The organism is Pseudomonas sp. G5(2012) (genome assembly GCF_000408945.1).
GTDB lineage: Bacteria > Pseudomonadota > Gammaproteobacteria > Pseudomonadales > Pseudomonadaceae > Aquipseudomonas > Aquipseudomonas umsongensis.
The window spans coordinates 146,468-162,875 of sequence record NZ_APIO01000047.1 but is presented as its reverse complement, the minus strand read 5'-3'; the positions used below and the strand labels follow the sequence as shown (position 1 = coordinate 162,875).

Sequence of the window (16,408 nt, the reverse complement as noted above, 5' to 3'; positions counted from 1 at the left end):
CCGCAGGAACGGATATGTACACCTGAAAGACAATCACCGTCTGCCAGAACGCCTTCGCCGGCAAGCCTGGCTCCTACAGTAAAAGCGAAACCCTAAGTGGCCGTTACCGCAGCAATGGATATGTACTCAGACAACAAATAACAGGTCGGCCGTCAGGCCGCCTTCGCGAGCAGGCTCGCTCCCACAGTAGATCGGGTACAGCCGCGAGAGTATCTAGACAACCACCGCCCCCCGAGCCTCCAGCAACTCACGCAACACCGAGCGATGACAATGCGCTTCGTCCTCGCAATAACACCCCACGGCCAAGGAAGTGTGATGCGAAAGAGCCGCCAGCAGATCGAGCAACTGGCTGGGGGCAGGGTGCTTCATTTCGGCCTTGAACTTGCGCCTGAACGCATTCCAGGCCTTCTCGTCCTCAGCGGCCTGGGCCTGTTGTACCAGCTCCGGGCTGGGCGACAGCAGTGGCTGCCACACATCATAGAAATCCCGGCTGGCAAACTCGGCTTTCGGTACGCCACGGGGTGGACGGCGCACCGTACCCAGGCGCAAGCCTTCGTCGGGTTTTCGCGCAGAGCCGAGGCGCACGATATGGATCGGCATGGCGCTACTTGAGCCGCGATTCGTCGAACCACTCAAGCGCCGTGCGCCAGAAGCAGATCCCCAGGAAGTACGCCGACATCAACAGCCAAAGCCCCATGACCATAGGATTGATCACCGGGTGGTTGATCACCAGCGACAGGCTGCACAGCAGCCAGATCGCCGTCACGGCAATGTTGATCGGCATAAAGCGGCGAACGCGGAACGGGTGCAGGAATTTCATCCGGGTGAGCGTCAACAGGGCCAGGCCGATCACGGTGAGGAAGGTGATCCAGGGTGACGGCGCGATGATGTAGAGGCACAGGGCGACCACGTTCCAGGCGGCGGGGAAGCCCTGGAAGTAGTTGTCCTTGCTTTTCATGTTGACGTTGCAGAAACAGAACAGCGACGACACCAGGATCAGCGACACGGTCAGCAGCAGTGTGTAGTCCGGCAACGGGATGTAGCGATAGATGAACAGTGCCGGAATGAATACGTAGGTCAGGTAGTCGATCACCAGGTCGAGAATCGAGCCGTCGAAACTCGGCAGCACCGACTGTACGTTGACCCTGCGCGCCAGTGCGCCATCCAGGCCATCGACGATCAGGGCCACACCCAGCCACAGCAGGCAACTGGTGGGCTGGTTATCGAGCAGGGCGAGGGTGGCGAGGAAGGCGGTGACCACGCCGGTGGCGGTAAAACCATGCGCGCCCCAAGCTTTAAGCCTGGCGATGTGTAGGGTCGATATCACGGGGGGCGTTCTCCAGAAAGTGAAGCAAGCCAGTCAACGCCCTCATCTGGCGGGCGGCGGCAAACCGGGTTGGGTTGCAAGTATCGACCGGGTATCCGGGAATAAGGTTCACCACCCATGAATCTTAGCTGCGCCGTAAAAAAATACGGCGGATAAATCGATAATATGTCAGCCAGACGGTGGTAGCACATTTACGCGCGAGGGCTATCGTTGTCTGACTGGATCACTCCCATCGATGAGGACGTCGTCATGAACACCAGCGATCTACTCGAACAATTACTGCGGGCCGGCCAGGGCTCGATGGCGCAACGGGGCGGCGGTGGGGCGTCGGCACAGGGTGGCCTGGGTGACTTGGGCGGATTGCTGGGCGGCCTGTTGGGCGGTGGCGGCGCCAGCCGTTCAGGCGCTGGCGGCATGGGTGGCCTGGGCGGTTTGCTCGGTGGCTTGCTGGGCGCAGGATCGCCAATGGGCGGTGCGCCGCAATCGAGCTCCGCCGGTGGTACCAATTATGCTGCGCTGGCTTCGCTGGGGATGATGGCATTCCAGGCCTTTCAGGCCTGGCAACGCAGCCAGGCCGCGCAGCAACAGCAGGCGCCGCAGCAGGCGATGCGTACGGTGGACATGCTGGCGGGCCCGGAAGTCGAGGAACACAGCCACGCGATCCTGCGGGCGATGATCGCGGCGGCCAAAGCCGATGGCCGCTTCGACGACGCCGAGACACAAATGATCAATGCCGAAATCGCCCGGCACACCGATGATCCGCAGTTGCAGCAGTGGCTTGACGAGGAAGCCGCCAAACCGCTTGACCCTGCCGAGGTGGCACAGTCGGCAACGGACCCCGGCATGGCCGCCGAGATGTACCTGGCCAGCGTGATGCTGGTGGATGATCAGCAGGATGCCGAGCGCAGTTACCTGGATGAACTGGCGGCTGCCTTGAATATCGATCCGGATTTGCAGGTACATCTGGAACAGCAGGCCCACGGCACAGCCTGAAGGCCTCTGTAGGAGCTGCCGCAGGCTGCGATCTTTTGACTTTTGCGCCTGAAGAATCGCTGAAGATCTAAAGATCGCAGCCTGCGGCAGCTCCTACAGAGAGCGAGGTCGGTCGATCAGGAAATCGGCGGTTCGGGCACCAGGAAGGTCACGCCAAAGCGCTCCGCCACCTCAAATATCCGCGGAAGATCCTCGGGTACCTTGAACCGGTCCATCGCCGTAAAAAAAAGCCCGCCTCGTGGATCGGAGACCACGCCGATCATCTTTGCCGTGGGGCTGACGTTCTTGTAGGCATGAATCGACCCGGCAGGAATATGCACATAGCCCCCGGCCGAGACAGTGGTGGAGGTGCCTTCGACGGTCACTTCGACCTGACCGTCGACCACGTAGAACGCTTCATCCCATGGGTGAAAGTGCGGGGGCGGGCCGCCGCCTTGAACGCCTTCCTGGATATGCATTTCAAACGGTTTGCTGAGATCACCGCCAGCCAGGACAGTGATCTTTTCGCCAACGACATTGACCGATGCCGGTGGGGACTGGAGGACGTGAACCGTGCGCATGATGGCTCTCCGCAGATGAGGCAGCATCCGCCGATTGTAGGCGCTTTGAACGCTGGCCGGCAGCCGCGGTACGGGGCCGTCCGTCCGGGCAATTTCGACGGCGATGGAATTTTTTTCGCCAAGGCTCGCTCTGCTGAGAGAGGGAAGTGCTGATTCAGCGCCCTGCAGCGAACCGCGGGTGAGCCATGAACAAAAATCTCGATGACTACAACCGCATGCGCGATTTTTCGGCGACGTCGGAACCTGTCGCCGTCAAACCCAAGGGCAGAAAAAAAACCAAGGATCATGCCTTGCAGTTTTGCATCCAGAAGCACGATGCTTCGCGCCTGCATTACGACTTTCGCCTGGAGCTCGACGGTGCGCTCAAGAGTTGGGCGGTGCCCAAGGGACCGTCGCTGGACCCCAAGGTCAAGCGTTTGGCGGTACATGTCGAAGATCATCCGCTGGATTACGCCACCTTTGAAGGCAGCATCCCCGAAGGTCATTACGGCGCGGGGGATGTCATCGTCTGGGACCGTGGCGTGTGGATTCCCCAGGACGATCCGGCGAAGGCCTATGCCAAGGGCCGGCTCAAGTTCGAACTGCAAGGCGAGAAGCTCGGCGGCCTGTGGAACCTGGTGCGCACGCACATGCCGGGCAAGCAGGAGCAGTGGTTCTTGATCAAGCACCAGGACGGTGCTGCCCGTCCGGAAAGTGATTACGACGTGGTGGTCGCCGAACCCGACAGCGTGCTCAGCGAACGGACTCTCGTCGCCAAGGCACCCAAGGCACCCAAGACACCCAAAGCATCCAAGGCCACCAAAGCCAAGTCCATCAAGCAGCCCGCGTCGCCTGCACGCAAAGAACAATCCGCGCCACTCACAGGCGCGCGCAAGGCCGAACTGCCTGACCAGATCAAGCCGGAGCTGGCGACGCTGGTGGAAAAGGCCCCGGGCGGACAGTGGAGTTATGAAGTCAAGCATAAATAGGCACCACCTCAAGTGTTGCGTTTCAGGTGTCTTATTTTGCTAGGCCGATGTTAGTGGTGTTGCGATTGAAAAAAATCCTTTGTTGCGTTTCGGTTCAATGCCCTTCACCAAAACTCACCGGAGTGAATTTCAACATGTTGCGTTTGGAATGAGGCGACAGGGCGGACAGGCTTCACTGGTTGCGACTGCAATCCTCATTGTCCTTGTCACCGCGCTGATTTGAGCAAATTTGCACTCTGCTTGACTAGCAATTGCTCTTCCAGATTAGCGCAGATTTGGTGAATTCGGACCCGTAGCCGTGGCCTGAAGTGCCATCAATTCAGTAGACGTCCAGCGCGGCGAACCAAGTGAACCTTCTCACACCTATTCGAGGTCTCAAGACAACAGCAGGTCGATGTTATCTGCACTTTGGGGAGGGCATCATGGAAAAGCAACTCGAAAAATACAACAGTATGCGTAACTTCGAAGAGAGCCCCGAACCTGCCGGCGTCGCCAAATCTGCGAAAGGCAAACGCAAGGAAAAAGCACACGCCTTGCAGTTTTGCATCCAGAAGCACGATGCTTCGCGCCTGCATTACGACTTCCGCTTGGAGTTAGATGGTGCGCTCAAGAGCTGGGCGGTACCCAAAGGTCCGTCGCTGGACCCCAAGAATAAGCGCCTGGCGGTGCATGTCGAAGACCATCCGCTGGATTACGCCACCTTCGAGGGAAGCATCCCCGAAGGGCACTACGGTGCGGGCGATGTCATCGTCTGGGATCGTGGCATGTGGATTCCCCAGGGCGACCCGGTCGAGGCCTATGCCAATGGCCGGCTCAAGTTTGAACTGCAAGGCGAGAAGCTCGTCGGCCTGTGGAGCCTGGTTCGCACGCACATGCCGGGCAAGCAGGAGCAATGGTTTCTAATCAAGCATCAGGACGGTGCCGCTCGACCTGAAAACGATTACGACGTGGTTGCCGCCGAGCCCGACAGCGTGATTAGCGAACGGACCATCGTCGCCAAAACAGCCAAGGCACCTAGGGCAGCCAAAGCCAAGGTCATCAAGCAGCCCACGGCGCCAGCACGCAAAGAACAGTCCGCACCACTCACCGGCGCGCGCAAGGCCGAGTTACCAGACAAGATCAAACCGGAACTGGCGACCTTGGTGGAAAAGGCCCCGGGCGGTCAATGGAGCTATGAGTGCAAGCTCGATGGGTTTCGGATGCTCGCTAGGATAGAAAATGGAAAGGTTCGACTCTTTACACGAAACGGCCATGACTGGACCCACAAGTTGCCCGGCCAGGCCAAGGCGCTGGTGTCCCTAGGCCTGGAATCGGCTTGGCTTGACGGTGAAATCGTGGTAGCCGACGAACACGGCGTACCGGATTTCCAGGCCTTGCAAAACGCCTTCGAGGCCGGCCGCAGTGGCAATATTCTCTACTATCTGTTCGATTTGCCCTACCTCAATGGCGTGGACCTGCGCGAGGTGCCCGTCGAGGAACGCCGGGCTGCGCTTTCGACGGTGCTCAGGACCAGCAATGACCCGCTGCTGCGCTTCTCCGAGGCCTTCAGTGAAGACCCGGAGGCCTTGCTCAACAGCGCCTGCCAAATGCAGATGGAAGGCCTGATCGGCAAACGCCTGGGATCGCCCTACGTCTCCCGGCGCAGCAGTGACTGGATCAAGCTCAAATGTAAGCATCGACAAGAGTTCGTCATCGTCGGCTTCACCGACCCTAAAGGGTCACGCAATGCCTTCGGTGCGTTGCTTTTGGGGCTGCATAACCGAGACAGCGGTGAGTTGCGCTACGCCGGCAAGGTCGGCACCGGGTTTACCGCGGCGACCCTCAACAGCATTCATCAACGACTCAAACCCCTGCAGACGAAGAAACCCGCGGTGGTCAACCCGCCCTGCGGTGCCGAGTTCAAGGCTGTGCATTGGCTCAAACCGCGCCTGCTGGCGGAAGTGGCCTTTGCCGAAATGACCAAGGACGGTTCGGTGCGCCATGCGGTGTTCCATGGCCTGCGGGATGACAAACCTGCCAAAGACATCACCGAGGAGCGTGCGACTGCCGTGAAAACCGTCCCTGCGAAAAAAACCGCTGCGGCCAAACCTTCCGCCGCGAAGAAGAAAGCCGAACCTGCGCCGTCGCAAATCGGCCTGGACCAAGGCAAGGTGCGTATCACCCACCCGGACCGTGTGATCGATGCCAGCAGTGGTACCACCAAAGTGCAGTTGGCGCAGTACTACGCCAGCGTCGCCGAGTGGATCCTGCCGCAGCTTAAGGACCGGCCCGTGGCGCTGGTGCGTGCGCCGGACGGCATCGCAGGGGAACTGTTTTTCCAGAAAAACGCCGAGCGCCTGGCGATCCCCGGTATCGCCACCCTGGACCAGCAACTTACGGGCCAGCCGATGATGCTCATCAACAACGCCGAGGCGCTGATCGGTGCGGTGCAGATGAGTACCGTCGAGCTGCACACCTGGAACGCCACCACGGACAACCTCGACAAACCTGACCGCTTCATCCTCGACCTCGACCCCGACCCGGCGCTGCCGTGGAAGCGTATGGTCGAGGCCACCCAGTTGACCCTGACGGTGCTCGATGAGCTGGGACTCAAGGCGTTCCTCAAGACCAGCGGCGGCAAGGGTATTCACTTGGTGGTGCCACTGACCCGCAAGCTCGGTTGGGAGGAGGTCAAGGACTTCAGCCACGCCATTGTCAGCCACATGGCCAAGATGCTGCCGGAGCGTTTTTCCGCGGTGTCGGGGCCGAAGAACCGGGTGGGGCGGATCTTCATCGATTACCTGCGCAACGGCTTGGGCGCGACCACCATCTGCGCCTACGCCGCGCGTACCCGCGAAGGACTGCCAGTGTCGGTGCCGATCTACCGTGAGGAGATTTCCGAGCTCAAGGGCGGTAACCAGTGGGACATCCACAATGTTCACGAACGCCTGGTGGAAGTAGGCGACGGACCTTGGGCAGACATGAAGAAGACCCGGCAGACAATCACGGCCGAGATGCGGCGGCGGGTGGGGATGAAAAAGGCCTGATCCAGACTGACGCGCCGATGGCGCCAGCAGTCTGGCCAAATGTCTGGTGAGTGCTCAGCCATTATCCAGTCTTGCGTTTACTAAAGTTGACTTAGGTAGGATCAACCCACTTTGTTGATTGAGCACATTGTTTACTGCGTGATCGACCTTGAACCACTCGAATCTTTCGCTAGGTTCTCCCTACCGTAATACTCGGTGCAGTCGAATGCTACTGAGTGATGGACACTACTTCTAAGCCTTGCTGCATCGGGCCTTGAGCGCTTCTCAAAGAAATCCATATGGACAGCGGTTTCATGTGGACATCCAAGTCATTCTTGTCCATATCGACCCAAGGCGGCCTGCTGCATGGTGAGGTTTGTGGATTGAAGGCGCAAGCTTGTACGCTTTCGGTCGATTTCGCCCTTTCATGAGAGGCAGAAAACGACCCAGGCTGTGTGAAAACGCACTGAACACTTCGAAAGCTGAGAGCTACGGGTGTTGCCTGCGAAACCAGCAGACGGAATCGGTGCGTTTTCACACAGCCTGAGTCGTTTTCAGTCGGTCGCGACAGGCGGATAACGGCCAAAAATCGTACACTCATCCTCTATGGGATGGCGGCTTTAGCTTGGTGTTTTAGTGATAATCGATGGCCGCGTCATGCAAACATTTATGATTTGTAGATTTGTCGCATTGCCAAATAGACGTCGTGATATTCAGTTGTCGCCTGGAGTCGCACGACAAAACGCAGGTACTCGTGAAATCTAATTAACGGTTGGACAGGCCGCTGTTAAGTGCTAGCGTGATAGGTGCGGTTTTCCTGGATCGTGCGGTCGGCTCGCTAAGGTGGTCACCATCAGGTAGCTCCCCCCCCTCTTTTCGCATGCTCTTCGACGATAGTCAGCGGGCAGCCGACACCCTGACGCATTGGAGAACTGCCATGCGTGTTCCAATTTATCCAGCCGACCTAGCCAACAACCTGGGTTTCAAACCCATAGCAAAAAAAATTAAACGTAATTGGCCTAGTAGCTCACCTTTGAAGCTCTCTGCGGCGCGTGAGATTTTATCTCGCGGACTCGGCTATCGTAATTTCAATGATGTTGTGAAGAGCTCAAAAAGCTGTCCGCTGAATACCATTGCGCCTACCTTGGCGGAGGTGAGGCACGGCATAAATACTTCCATTTTAGAGTACCTTCGAACGGAGTGCTCTATCCGCCTCGACCCGAGCGCTTTAGACTCGCTAGTGATGTTGTTGCCCTTGCAAGACTTTCAAGTTTTTAGAGGATCAAGTCACACGCAGCGAACGCGGCAACTAGAGACGCCATCGCTGAGGACTCTGCCCCCCTTCTCGGAACCGGAGCTTGATGTCCGTCCACTTGAGAAAGAGAACGGACAAGAGGTTGGTTCGTCAGGACCACATATCCATTGCACCCAGCGCTCGAAATCTACACGCGTGATGAGCCCAGAAGAGTTGGTGTCCTTGAAGCGAGTTATACAACAAAAAGATAGTTTTCGTGATGGGGCCTTGTTTGCGCTCCTACTGTCCGGAATGCGTTCGATCGAAATCGTTGAGGCCAAGGTCGCCCGCCTCAACTCTCCGTACACTTCAATCTCTTGGCTAGCTCAAAAAACCCGCACACAGGGGGAAAAAGTCAAATCAATTGCTCCCGCAGGGGCCTTAGCTCAATACATCCGAGGGGCTGGGCTCTCCGTGGGTGACTATCTGTTCCCTTCAAAAAATGCCCCCAAAGCACATATGACTGATAAAGAATTGCGTAAAATATTTCATTCTTGGCTGGTCGCTGCTCAGATAGAGGGTACCCGAACGTCTATCCATAGCGTTCGGTTATCCGTTGCTGTACATGCTGCTATGGCAGGAACTCCTGCCAGGATCCATACCGGGCACTATTCACCTGATATTGCGCGCTATTACATTCGTCCGTCCGATGAGGGGGCAGATTCGTAAGATGACGAATCATGCGCCAAGCGCCCAACGGCGCTTGGCACCTCCTGAAGTGATAAACAACCCCCAGTGACAGTCAGCTTTGGGTCGATTTGCGCCCCATCGCTATAGACCGAATCCGCCACAAAAGGCCACTTAGGTATTTGCCCTTAATAGAGACTCATCGCTGGCTACGTAGTGATACTCATGTGGGCACAGTCGTCCGCCCGGACCAAATAAAAGCTTAGCTGTGAAACATTCTAGGTACGTGAGAGCCTCCATCTGAACGTGGCGTTCATAAAAGGCACGTTGGCTGCATAGGATCCTGGCTCGGTTCTTCAGGCACAACTTCACCAGTTCCGCCAGCATGTAGCCGCGAATGTTGTACCGCGCGTCGACTGCGTTAATTACTGTCGCGTAACAAAAATGGAAGGTCAGCCTGTATTTACGGGGGCTTTGGGACGGCTGTCGATCGCTCACATTTCGCCCTCTTGGGATTTTTTCTACAGCCCTATGTATATAGCTGCCAAACCTGAGAAACGAGGATAATTGAGTGCATGTCACCCCGCAAAATAAAGAAAATGTTGGAAAAATCACCAAAAATTAAGATTTTTTTTGGTGACTCAACAAAATCTCTAGGATAAATGCTGCCTAAAAGGAAAAGTGCAGGCTGCGTACGCTTGGTCGAGAGCTCAGCCCTCTGGGAGAGGCAGCTATGGATCGGTTTCTGCCTCTTATGACGCGCAGAAAACGACCAGAAGCCGTCATTCACTGTCCATGTAAAGCCTTGCATGGCCTAGCCGATGATCCTCGGAATACAGTTCATTTATGTCGCCGTGGTCTGGGGATTCAGCAGAAGCGGCGAGAATATGAAAGTTTTTCTCTGTGCTGTCTAGAATTCCTGACGTAAAGTGCTTTTTAGCCAGTTAATGCCTAGGAAAATAGACGCTATGCGACTTTATATTCAATCGGATCAAATGCTCGCCGCCACAGTAGGGGCACACCTTCAAAAGCTGCGGTTGAAGAAGAACATCAGCGTTGAGACGGTAGCGGAGAACGCGGCGATCAGCCGGCAGACTCTGCACCTGATGCTCAATCAAGGCAAAGGCACCTTGATCAATCTGATCGCCGTTTTGCGCGCCCTCGGCGAGTTGGAGCGCCTGAGTTCGTTGTTGGAGGAGGTGCGGCCCAGTCCGCTACAAATCATGCGCATGGAAGGCAAAAAGCGACGACGCGCCTCCGGCTCTCGTGTTACCTCCGACGAAGCCAAAGCGGAGGTTGTTAATTCCCGCAAGCACAAAGATCTTGATTGGTGATGACAAAGCCGGTCGTCCATCTCCGACTTTGTAGATTGTGGGTAAGCTGCCCATCGCAGGGGACGGAAAACGACCCAAAGCTGACGATGGCGACCGGTTGTATCCACAACCCAAAGGTGACGCTGACGACAGCCAAAAATCAGCCCCAAACAGGTAATCCGGCAAGCCGTTTTTGGCCGAAATGAAAAAACCAGTTTGGGCGGGCCTGGGGACTCACAACGAGCGGCGCTGTTCTATCAGCGAGTGGCGAGTGTTGAGGGCGTCTGCTAAGGCGCAAGTCGACCCGAAACAGTCGTTCAAGAATTCTAGTGATTAGTTCTTGTCGATGGGGTGACTAGGTTGAACCAGCGTTGCTACTGCCATCACCAAATCATCCATTGACCACGGCTTTTGTAAATGGATTGTTGAGTCGGGCAACGTTAAGGGGACGAGTTCATAGCTGGATGTAAGAACGGCGGCGGTCAGTGGCCATTTCTTTTTCACTAACTTAATGAAGTCCGCACCGCTCAACTGACCAGGCTGGCCTTGATCAACGATCACCAACGGACAACCGTCGGGTATTCCCATCAAGTAGATCAAAGCATCGCCGGCAGATTGGAAATCCAAAGGGCTGAGGCCGATCTCGTCCAGAATTTCTACCATCGACATCCTCAGCGTGGGGTCGTCCTCAACAACGATGACCCATCCATTCAGCGGTAAGGGTTTTTCCCGCTTTGCCTTCATGCTTGATCCTTATTCAGATATCACCAAAGGCAGTGATAGCGTCTCTCCCAGTTTAGGCGTTTTTTTCCAGAGCTATCCCTGTTTGCCAATTTGGATAGAAACAGAAACAGCCCGATGTCGGCACCATATCTGGGAGCTCAGCACCGTATGTAAGGAAAGTCTCCCCCGCTTTTGGGGAATTCTCGCAGGCAAGAAGCCTGGGCTTGACTGTGCCGGCTGGCTGGCTTGGTTATTGCTCAGATGCTCGCACCCTACAAATCGTTGATCGACTGGAGCCTTGTGGAAACATCCTATTCTTCTAGGAGTAACGTTTGGAATCGGGATACTCGCGATTGGGTTTGCAGTAATCGTGACCCTACTGCTACAGGAGTTGAGATAATGCGCGGCAAGACATGGAGATGAACCACATTCTACGTCTGCTAGTAACAATCTCCGCGTGGTGCGTTGCCGTCGCGCTCGCGAGCTTGTTGGTGTTCGAATAAACCTCCAGCGACTCAGGGGGATGTCTTCACGATGGGGTTACCGGGCTGCAGCAGGGTGGCCACCGAAATCACCAGGTCATCCAGGGACCAAGGCTTGTGCAGATAAATCGTATGGACCGGTAAGTCGCTTGGATCGATCAAATAACCGGATGTGAGAATGGAGGCGATCCAAGGCAGACGACTTTGGATCATCTCAATAAACTCCATCCCTTGGATCTGCCCTGGTAGCGCCTGATCCACGATCACAAGCGGGCAGTGGAAAGTGTTCTGCAAAAAGTACGTCAGCGCGTCGTCTGCAGCCTCAAAAGCCAGAGACTGGGCGCCAATCTCGGACAGGATGTCCGTCATCAGTGATCGAAGGGTCGGATCATCCTCAATAACGATCACCGTACCTTCGATCGGCAGCATTCCTTCCCAGTTCACGTTCACAGGCCTTGCCCTTCAAGGTCGGATTTTTTGCCTCATCGAAAAGACAGCATAGGACGATTTTCTCAGCGTAGTCGCTGCACTCGTACTCTATGCGCTGTTCTCCGCAGACCAAACGCGTGCGTTTAATACACAAGCGCTCCAAGAAGTGCTGAGTGAAGCAAAGGAATGGAGTAGGGGCGACCCATTTGTTCAACCAAGTGTGCTTATGGCGTAAGACATGAGGGGGCCCCTAAATGGGTGTTCGGTTTCAATAGAACTCGCCCCCATCACGGAACGTCTGGAAAAGTAGGGTGAATTGCTTCTGAAGGCGCGAACTGCCTTGGTAATTCAATTTTGAAGAGGTGCCTGCCATTCGCTGTGTGCCACAATTACGCCTGACGGCAGGAAGAATTATCTCGATCCTTCCCGCACGGTTTTGATGGTCAGAACAGTGGCAGGTTATAGCTGATGATCATTCTGTTTTCATCGATATCACGCAAGTAGTTCGAGCGCAGCGTTGCATAGCGCCAAAGTACCGCGACATTTTTCAATGTCCCGCTTTGAATCGCATAGCCAATATCGGTGTCACGCTCCCATTCCCTGCCTTCACCCGCCACGGTCGCCGGGTTGGCATGATCGGCCTTTGTGTAGCGCGTGGAGAAGGTTAGGCCTGGCACACCGAAGACGGCGAAATCGTAGGTGTAGCGCAGTTGCCAGGAGCGTTCGTCGCGCTCCATGAAGTCGTTTGCCATCATGTAGTTAGTCAAGTACGCATCGGTACCAACGATGTAAGGCATTGCAGTTGATCCGCTCAACCCCTGATAACCGAGCCCGACGCCATGGCCACCCAAGCTGTAGGCGACCAGTGCGTTAAGGGTACGGTTGTCGACCTTGCCGGCACCGGCATTACCGACATCACTGCTGAGGTAATACCGCACATCTGTCTTTAGAGTACCGCTACCCAATGGTAGGGAATGCACCAAGCCCAGATACTGCTGACGATAGATGTTTTCCAGCTCACCGTACTGATAACTCAAGGTCAGATTCTTGCTTAGAGCGTAGTCAGCGCCGGCCATTTTGAAGTCGTCGGCGTCGGGAGTGGCTTTGAAGCGCTTGTTCTTGCTGACCAGGGTCAGAGGCTGGTTATGAGAGTAGTCACGCAGCGTGGTGCGGTTGATGTCGCCCAGGGTCAGTGTGAAGTTGTCCAGTTCCTTGGCGGTGAGGATGCCGCCCTGGAAGGTCTGGGGCAGGATACGTCCGGTGCTGGAAGATATGACCGGATACTTGAGAATCTGCGTACCGACCTTCAGCTCGGTTTTCGACACCTTGATCTTGGCTGCCGCGCCGAACTTGCTGTACTCGTCAGGGGCCCGACCATCTTCGCCGACCGGCAACAAACCGGTGCCACTGCGATCGGGGGCCGAGTCTAGCTTGATCCCCAGCATGCCAATGGCATCGAGCCCGAAGCCGAGGGTACCTGCGGTGTAGCCGGACTTGTAGTCGAGGACGAAACCCTGTGCCCATTCTTCACGTTTGGAGATACCCGGGTCTTCGCGAAAGTCTCGGTTCAAGTAGAAATTACTGGTCTGCAGTGTGGCGTGGCTGTCTTCGAGGAAACTTGCTGCGTGGCCGGCACTGCTGAACAGTCCCATTGGTAGCAAAGTCGAGCAGATGAGCACTTTGTTGTTGTGTTGCATGGTGGCTCCCGTTGAATCGCAGGCATGGCTGCGCCAACCGCCTTTTCGGCGGAATCGTTGTTGTTATTTGAAGGAGAACTCAGTTCACACGGTGACTCATACGTGACGAGTCAGCCGAGCATCCTGTCGAGCGACCTGCCGCAAGGCCATGCGGCAGGGGCAACGTGTAGCGACAACGGCACCGGTGTCATGCAAGCACGCCGATCTGCCATGGGCAGAATTCGTCTTCGCCCAGGCCGTTGAGTTCACTCTTGGTTTTGTCTCCCGAGGCGTGAGTCAGCAGGCGCTCGAAGATTTCCTGGCCCATTTGCTGGATGGTCTTGTCGCCGTCGATGATCTGGCCGCAGTTGATGTCCATGTCATCGCTCATGCGATTGAACATGGGCGAATTGCTCGCCAGTTTGAAGGTCGGTGCAGGAACCGAACCGAAGCACGAACCACGCCCGGTGGTAAACGCGATCATGTTGGCGCCACCGGCGATCTGGCCGGTCGCGGACACCGGGTCATAGCCGGGGGTGTCCATGAACACTAGGCCATGGGTCGTCACCGGGTAGGCGTATTCATACACATCCATCAGTGGTGCGTTGCCGCCTTTCTTGGCACCGCCCAAGGATTTTTCCAGCACGTTGGCCAGGCCACCGGCGTTGTTGCCGGGGCTGACGCGACCATTGATCTGGGTGTCGCGGCCCTTGTTGTATTCCAGCCACCAGTCGATGCGGTCAATCAGTTTGCGACCGACTTCGGGGGTGGCGGCTCGGGCGGTCAAGGTGTGTTCGACGCCGAAAATTTCCGAGGTCTCGGAGAGAATCGCGGTCCCGCCGTGGCGCACCAGAATGTCAACCGCAGCGCCTAGCGCCGGGTTGGCCGAGAGGCCGGAGAAGCCGTCAGAGCCACCGCATTGCATGCCGATGATCAGGTGTTCGGCCGACACGGTTTCGCGTTGCACGGCGTTGGCTTGGGGCAGCATCGCTTGAATCATCTTGATGCCTTGGTCTACCGCGGTTTTAACGCCGCCGACGTCCTGGATCACCAGCGACTTGAGCATGTCTCCCAGTACAAGTTGCTCCTGCTCGATGAAACCATAGATATTGTTGCGCTCGCAGCCCAGGGCAATCAGCAGGCCGCCGGCGGTGTTGGCGTGCTTGATGTGGCCGCCGATGGTACGGCGCAGCAGGTTCATCGGTTCGCCGGTCATTTCCATGCCGCAACCGATTTCATGCACGAAGGGCACGACGCCGTCGATGTTCGGGAAGGCGGCCAGGCGCTCTTCGTCAAAGTGATTGGCAATTTTGCGTGCCACGGTGGCGCCGCAATTGCCGACGACAAAAATGCCGAGGTAGTTGCGCGTGGCCACCCGGCCATCTTCGCGAATGATGCCCTGGAACGTCGCGCGCTTATCGGCTGGCAACAGGTCGGTGGGCACGTAATCCAGGCCGTAGCGATAATCGCGAGCGGTTTCGCCGAACTCAATGTTGTGGCTGTGCATCCAGGTACCTGGTGGCAAGTCTTCGCTGGCATAGCCAATCACGGTGTTGTACTTGAGCACCGGTTGGCCTTTTTCGATCATGCGTGCAGCAATCTTGTGCCCCAGCGGGACGTCCTGCAGCGTAGTCAATGATTCGTTAGTAATGGCAGTGCCTGTGGGGATTTCCACGCGTGCGACCACTACGTTGTCGGCAGGGTCCAGGCGGATCACGGGGCTGATTTCACGGGAGGTCATAATTAAGTCCTGCTTTTCTTATAAGGTCGATGCTGCTGACTTTGCCTGGCATGACCGAAGCGTCTAATTGCCGCGAGACAGTCCTCGCGTAAAGCACACATTCGACTGCGTACGCGGCAATAGATTGGCAGTGCTTCGGTGGAAGACTCGATCACGCTACTGCGGCGGGCCCTTGTTTTTGCAGCACTGCCTTGGTTTTTTCCTTGCCGATGCCTTCCCACAAACCCTGCAAGTACATGATGCCCAGTGCACGATCGTGCAAGCCGTATCCTGGTACGCCTGTCTCTCCCCAAATCATGCGGCCATGGTCTGGACGGGCGTAGCCGGTGAAGTTGGCGTCATGCAGGGCCTTCAGGATTTCCGCCATATCCAGCGAACCACATTGCGTCGGGTGGGCGCTTTCATAAAAGTCACCGTTGTCGAACACCTTGACGTTACGCAGGTGAACGTAATGCACACGCTGGCGAGCGGCGAATTCGTTGATGAACGACGGCACATCGTTGTTGAGGTCCGAGCCGATGGTGCCGCTGCATAACGTCAGGCCGTTCGCAGGCGAGTCAATGATGCTCAGTACGCGGCGATGATCCTCGATGTTTTTGATAATTCGAGGAAGGCCAAACACCGAACGAGGCGGATCGTCTGCGTGTAGGGCCAGTTTCAGGCCAAGCTGCTCGGCAACCGGCACCAACTTGCCCAGGAACCACTCAAGGTTTTTCCACATCTGTTCGGTGCTGACATCCTTGTATTCTTCAAGCAGTGCCTGGAGCTTCTCTGCAGGGTATTTTGTACCGATGCCGGGTAGGGGAATCACACCTTTAGATACGTCCAGTCGATCAACCAACGAGGCCTCGAAAGACAATGTATTGGAGCCATCGGGCAGTTGGTACTCCATCTGTGTACGAGTCCAGTCGAATACAGGCATGAAGTTGTAGCAGACGATCTTGATACCGCTGGCGGCAAGATTCTTCAGCGTTTCAATGTACTGCGGAATAAGCGCTTCACGATTGGGCTTTCCCAGTTTGATGTCTTCGTGCACGCGGAAGCTGTCGACGACGTCCATTTTCAAACCATAAGCCGCCGCTGCGTCTCGCAGACTGGTGATACGGTCCACCGGCCAGACTTCTCCAAGCGGGGTGTCGTAAAGTGATGAAACAATGCCGTACAACCCGGGAATCTGATTGATGTACTGCAAATTGATTGGATCTTTCGGACCGTGCCAACGAAAAATCATCTTCATTTTTGGTGCCTCGCATATCTTTAATTGGAGTCA

12 protein-coding genes and 1 pseudogene are annotated in these 16,408 nt (G+C 56.3%); 5 read left to right on the top strand and 8 right to left on the bottom strand.

What is annotated here, in order from left to right:
• Positions 1 to 213 precede the first annotated feature (213 nt).
• Entirely contained in the window at positions 214 to 600 is a 387-nt protein-coding gene (locus tag PG5_RS16680) for a DUF488 domain-containing protein (protein ID WP_020798293.1), read from the bottom strand.
• 4 nt (positions 601 to 604) lie between these two features.
• Positions 605 to 1,327: a phosphatidylcholine synthase gene (gene pcsA, locus PG5_RS16675; protein WP_020798292.1), complete on the bottom strand. Its 723-nt coding sequence runs from the start codon at positions 1,325 to 1,327 to the stop codon at positions 605 to 607.
• Between the two features lie 249 nt (positions 1,328 to 1,576).
• Here pcsA and PG5_RS16670 point away from each other — a divergent pair, with 249 nt between their 5' ends.
• A complete protein-coding gene (locus PG5_RS16670) occupies positions 1,577 to 2,320 on the top strand; it encodes a tellurite resistance TerB family protein (RefSeq protein WP_020798291.1) in 744 nt (247 codons plus the stop codon).
• A gap of 116 nt (positions 2,321 to 2,436) precedes the next feature.
• Here PG5_RS16670 and PG5_RS16665 read toward each other — a convergent pair whose 3' ends face one another.
• A complete protein-coding gene (locus tag PG5_RS16665; RefSeq protein ID WP_020798290.1) occupies positions 2,437 to 2,880 on the bottom strand; it encodes a cupin domain-containing protein in 444 nt (147 codons plus the stop codon).
• A 185-nt stretch (positions 2,881 to 3,065) separates the two neighbouring features.
• Between PG5_RS16665 and PG5_RS16660 the strand changes: the two are divergent.
• The 4 genes and pseudogenes from PG5_RS16660 to PG5_RS16645 form a co-directional block, all read left to right on the top strand.
• Positions 3,066 to 3,839: pseudogene (locus tag PG5_RS16660) on the top strand (DNA polymerase ligase N-terminal domain-containing protein); the annotation flags it as partial.
• Between the two features lie 431 nt (positions 3,840 to 4,270).
• On the top strand, positions 4,271 to 6,874 hold the full coding sequence (gene ligD / locus PG5_RS16655) for a DNA ligase D (protein ID WP_020798288.1): 2,604 nt from the start codon (positions 4,271 to 4,273) through the stop codon (positions 6,872 to 6,874).
• Between the two features lie 916 nt (positions 6,875 to 7,790).
• Positions 7,791 to 8,816: a tyrosine-type recombinase/integrase gene (locus PG5_RS33575; RefSeq protein ID WP_020798286.1), complete on the top strand. Its 1,026-nt coding sequence runs from the start codon at positions 7,791 to 7,793 to the stop codon at positions 8,814 to 8,816.
• A gap of 926 nt (positions 8,817 to 9,742) precedes the next feature.
• On the top strand, positions 9,743 to 10,108 hold the full coding sequence (locus PG5_RS16645; RefSeq protein WP_020798285.1) for a transcriptional regulator: 366 nt from the start codon (positions 9,743 to 9,745) through the stop codon (positions 10,106 to 10,108).
• Between the two features lie 312 nt (positions 10,109 to 10,420).
• Here the strand turns inward: PG5_RS16645 and PG5_RS16640 are convergent, their stop codons facing one another.
• The 5 genes from PG5_RS16640 to PG5_RS16620 form a co-directional block, all read right to left on the bottom strand.
• On the bottom strand, positions 10,421 to 10,831 hold the full coding sequence (locus PG5_RS16640; RefSeq protein ID WP_042955446.1) for a response regulator: 411 nt from the start codon (positions 10,829 to 10,831) through the stop codon (positions 10,421 to 10,423).
• Positions 10,832 to 11,325: 494 nt separating this feature from the next.
• On the bottom strand, positions 11,326 to 11,742 hold the full coding sequence (locus tag PG5_RS16635) for a response regulator (protein WP_042955445.1): 417 nt from the start codon (positions 11,740 to 11,742) through the stop codon (positions 11,326 to 11,328).
• A gap of 422 nt (positions 11,743 to 12,164) precedes the next feature.
• Positions 12,165 to 13,418 carry an OprD family porin gene (locus tag PG5_RS16630; RefSeq protein ID WP_020798282.1) on the bottom strand — a complete coding sequence of 418 codons (1,254 nt, stop codon included), beginning with the start codon at positions 13,416 to 13,418 and terminating at the stop codon, positions 12,165 to 12,167.
• 187 nt (positions 13,419 to 13,605) lie between these two features.
• Positions 13,606 to 15,138, bottom strand: a complete 1,533-nt coding sequence (locus tag PG5_RS16625) for a UxaA family hydrolase (protein WP_020798281.1) — start codon at positions 15,136 to 15,138, stop codon at positions 13,606 to 13,608.
• Positions 15,139 to 15,289: 151 nt separating this feature from the next.
• Positions 15,290 to 16,375 (bottom strand): mannonate dehydratase, encoded by a 1,086-nt coding sequence (locus PG5_RS16620; protein WP_020798280.1) that lies wholly within the window; start codon positions 16,373 to 16,375, stop codon positions 15,290 to 15,292.
• Between the last annotated feature and the right edge of the window lie 33 nt (positions 16,376 to 16,408).

Bases quoted from the DNA above. Each gene is read 5' to 3' on its own strand.
- PG5_RS16680 (WP_020798293.1), bottom strand. From the start codon at position 600: ATGCCGATCCATATCGTGCGCCTCGGCTCTGCGCGAAAACCCGACGAA.
- PG5_RS16670 (WP_020798291.1), top strand. From the start codon at position 1,577: ATGAACACCAGCGATCTACTCGAACAATTACTGCGGGCCGGCCAGGGC.
- PG5_RS16665 (WP_020798290.1), bottom strand. From the start codon at position 2,880: ATGCGCACGGTTCACGTCCTCCAGTCCCCACCGGCATCGGTCAATGTC.
- ligD (WP_020798288.1), top strand. From the start codon at position 4,271: ATGGAAAAGCAACTCGAAAAATACAACAGTATGCGTAACTTCGAAGAG.
- PG5_RS33575 (WP_020798286.1), top strand. From the start codon at position 7,791: ATGCGTGTTCCAATTTATCCAGCCGACCTAGCCAACAACCTGGGTTTC.
- PG5_RS16645 (WP_020798285.1), top strand. From the start codon at position 9,743: ATGCGACTTTATATTCAATCGGATCAAATGCTCGCCGCCACAGTAGGG.
- PG5_RS16640 (WP_042955446.1), bottom strand. From the start codon at position 10,831: ATGAAGGCAAAGCGGGAAAAACCCTTACCGCTGAATGGATGGGTCATC.
- PG5_RS16630 (WP_020798282.1), bottom strand. From the start codon at position 13,418: ATGCAACACAACAACAAAGTGCTCATCTGCTCGACTTTGCTACCAATG.
- PG5_RS16625 (WP_020798281.1), bottom strand. From the start codon at position 15,138: ATGACCTCCCGTGAAATCAGCCCCGTGATCCGCCTGGACCCTGCCGAC.
- PG5_RS16620 (WP_020798280.1), bottom strand. From the start codon at position 16,375: ATGAAGATGATTTTTCGTTGGCACGGTCCGAAAGATCCAATCAATTTG.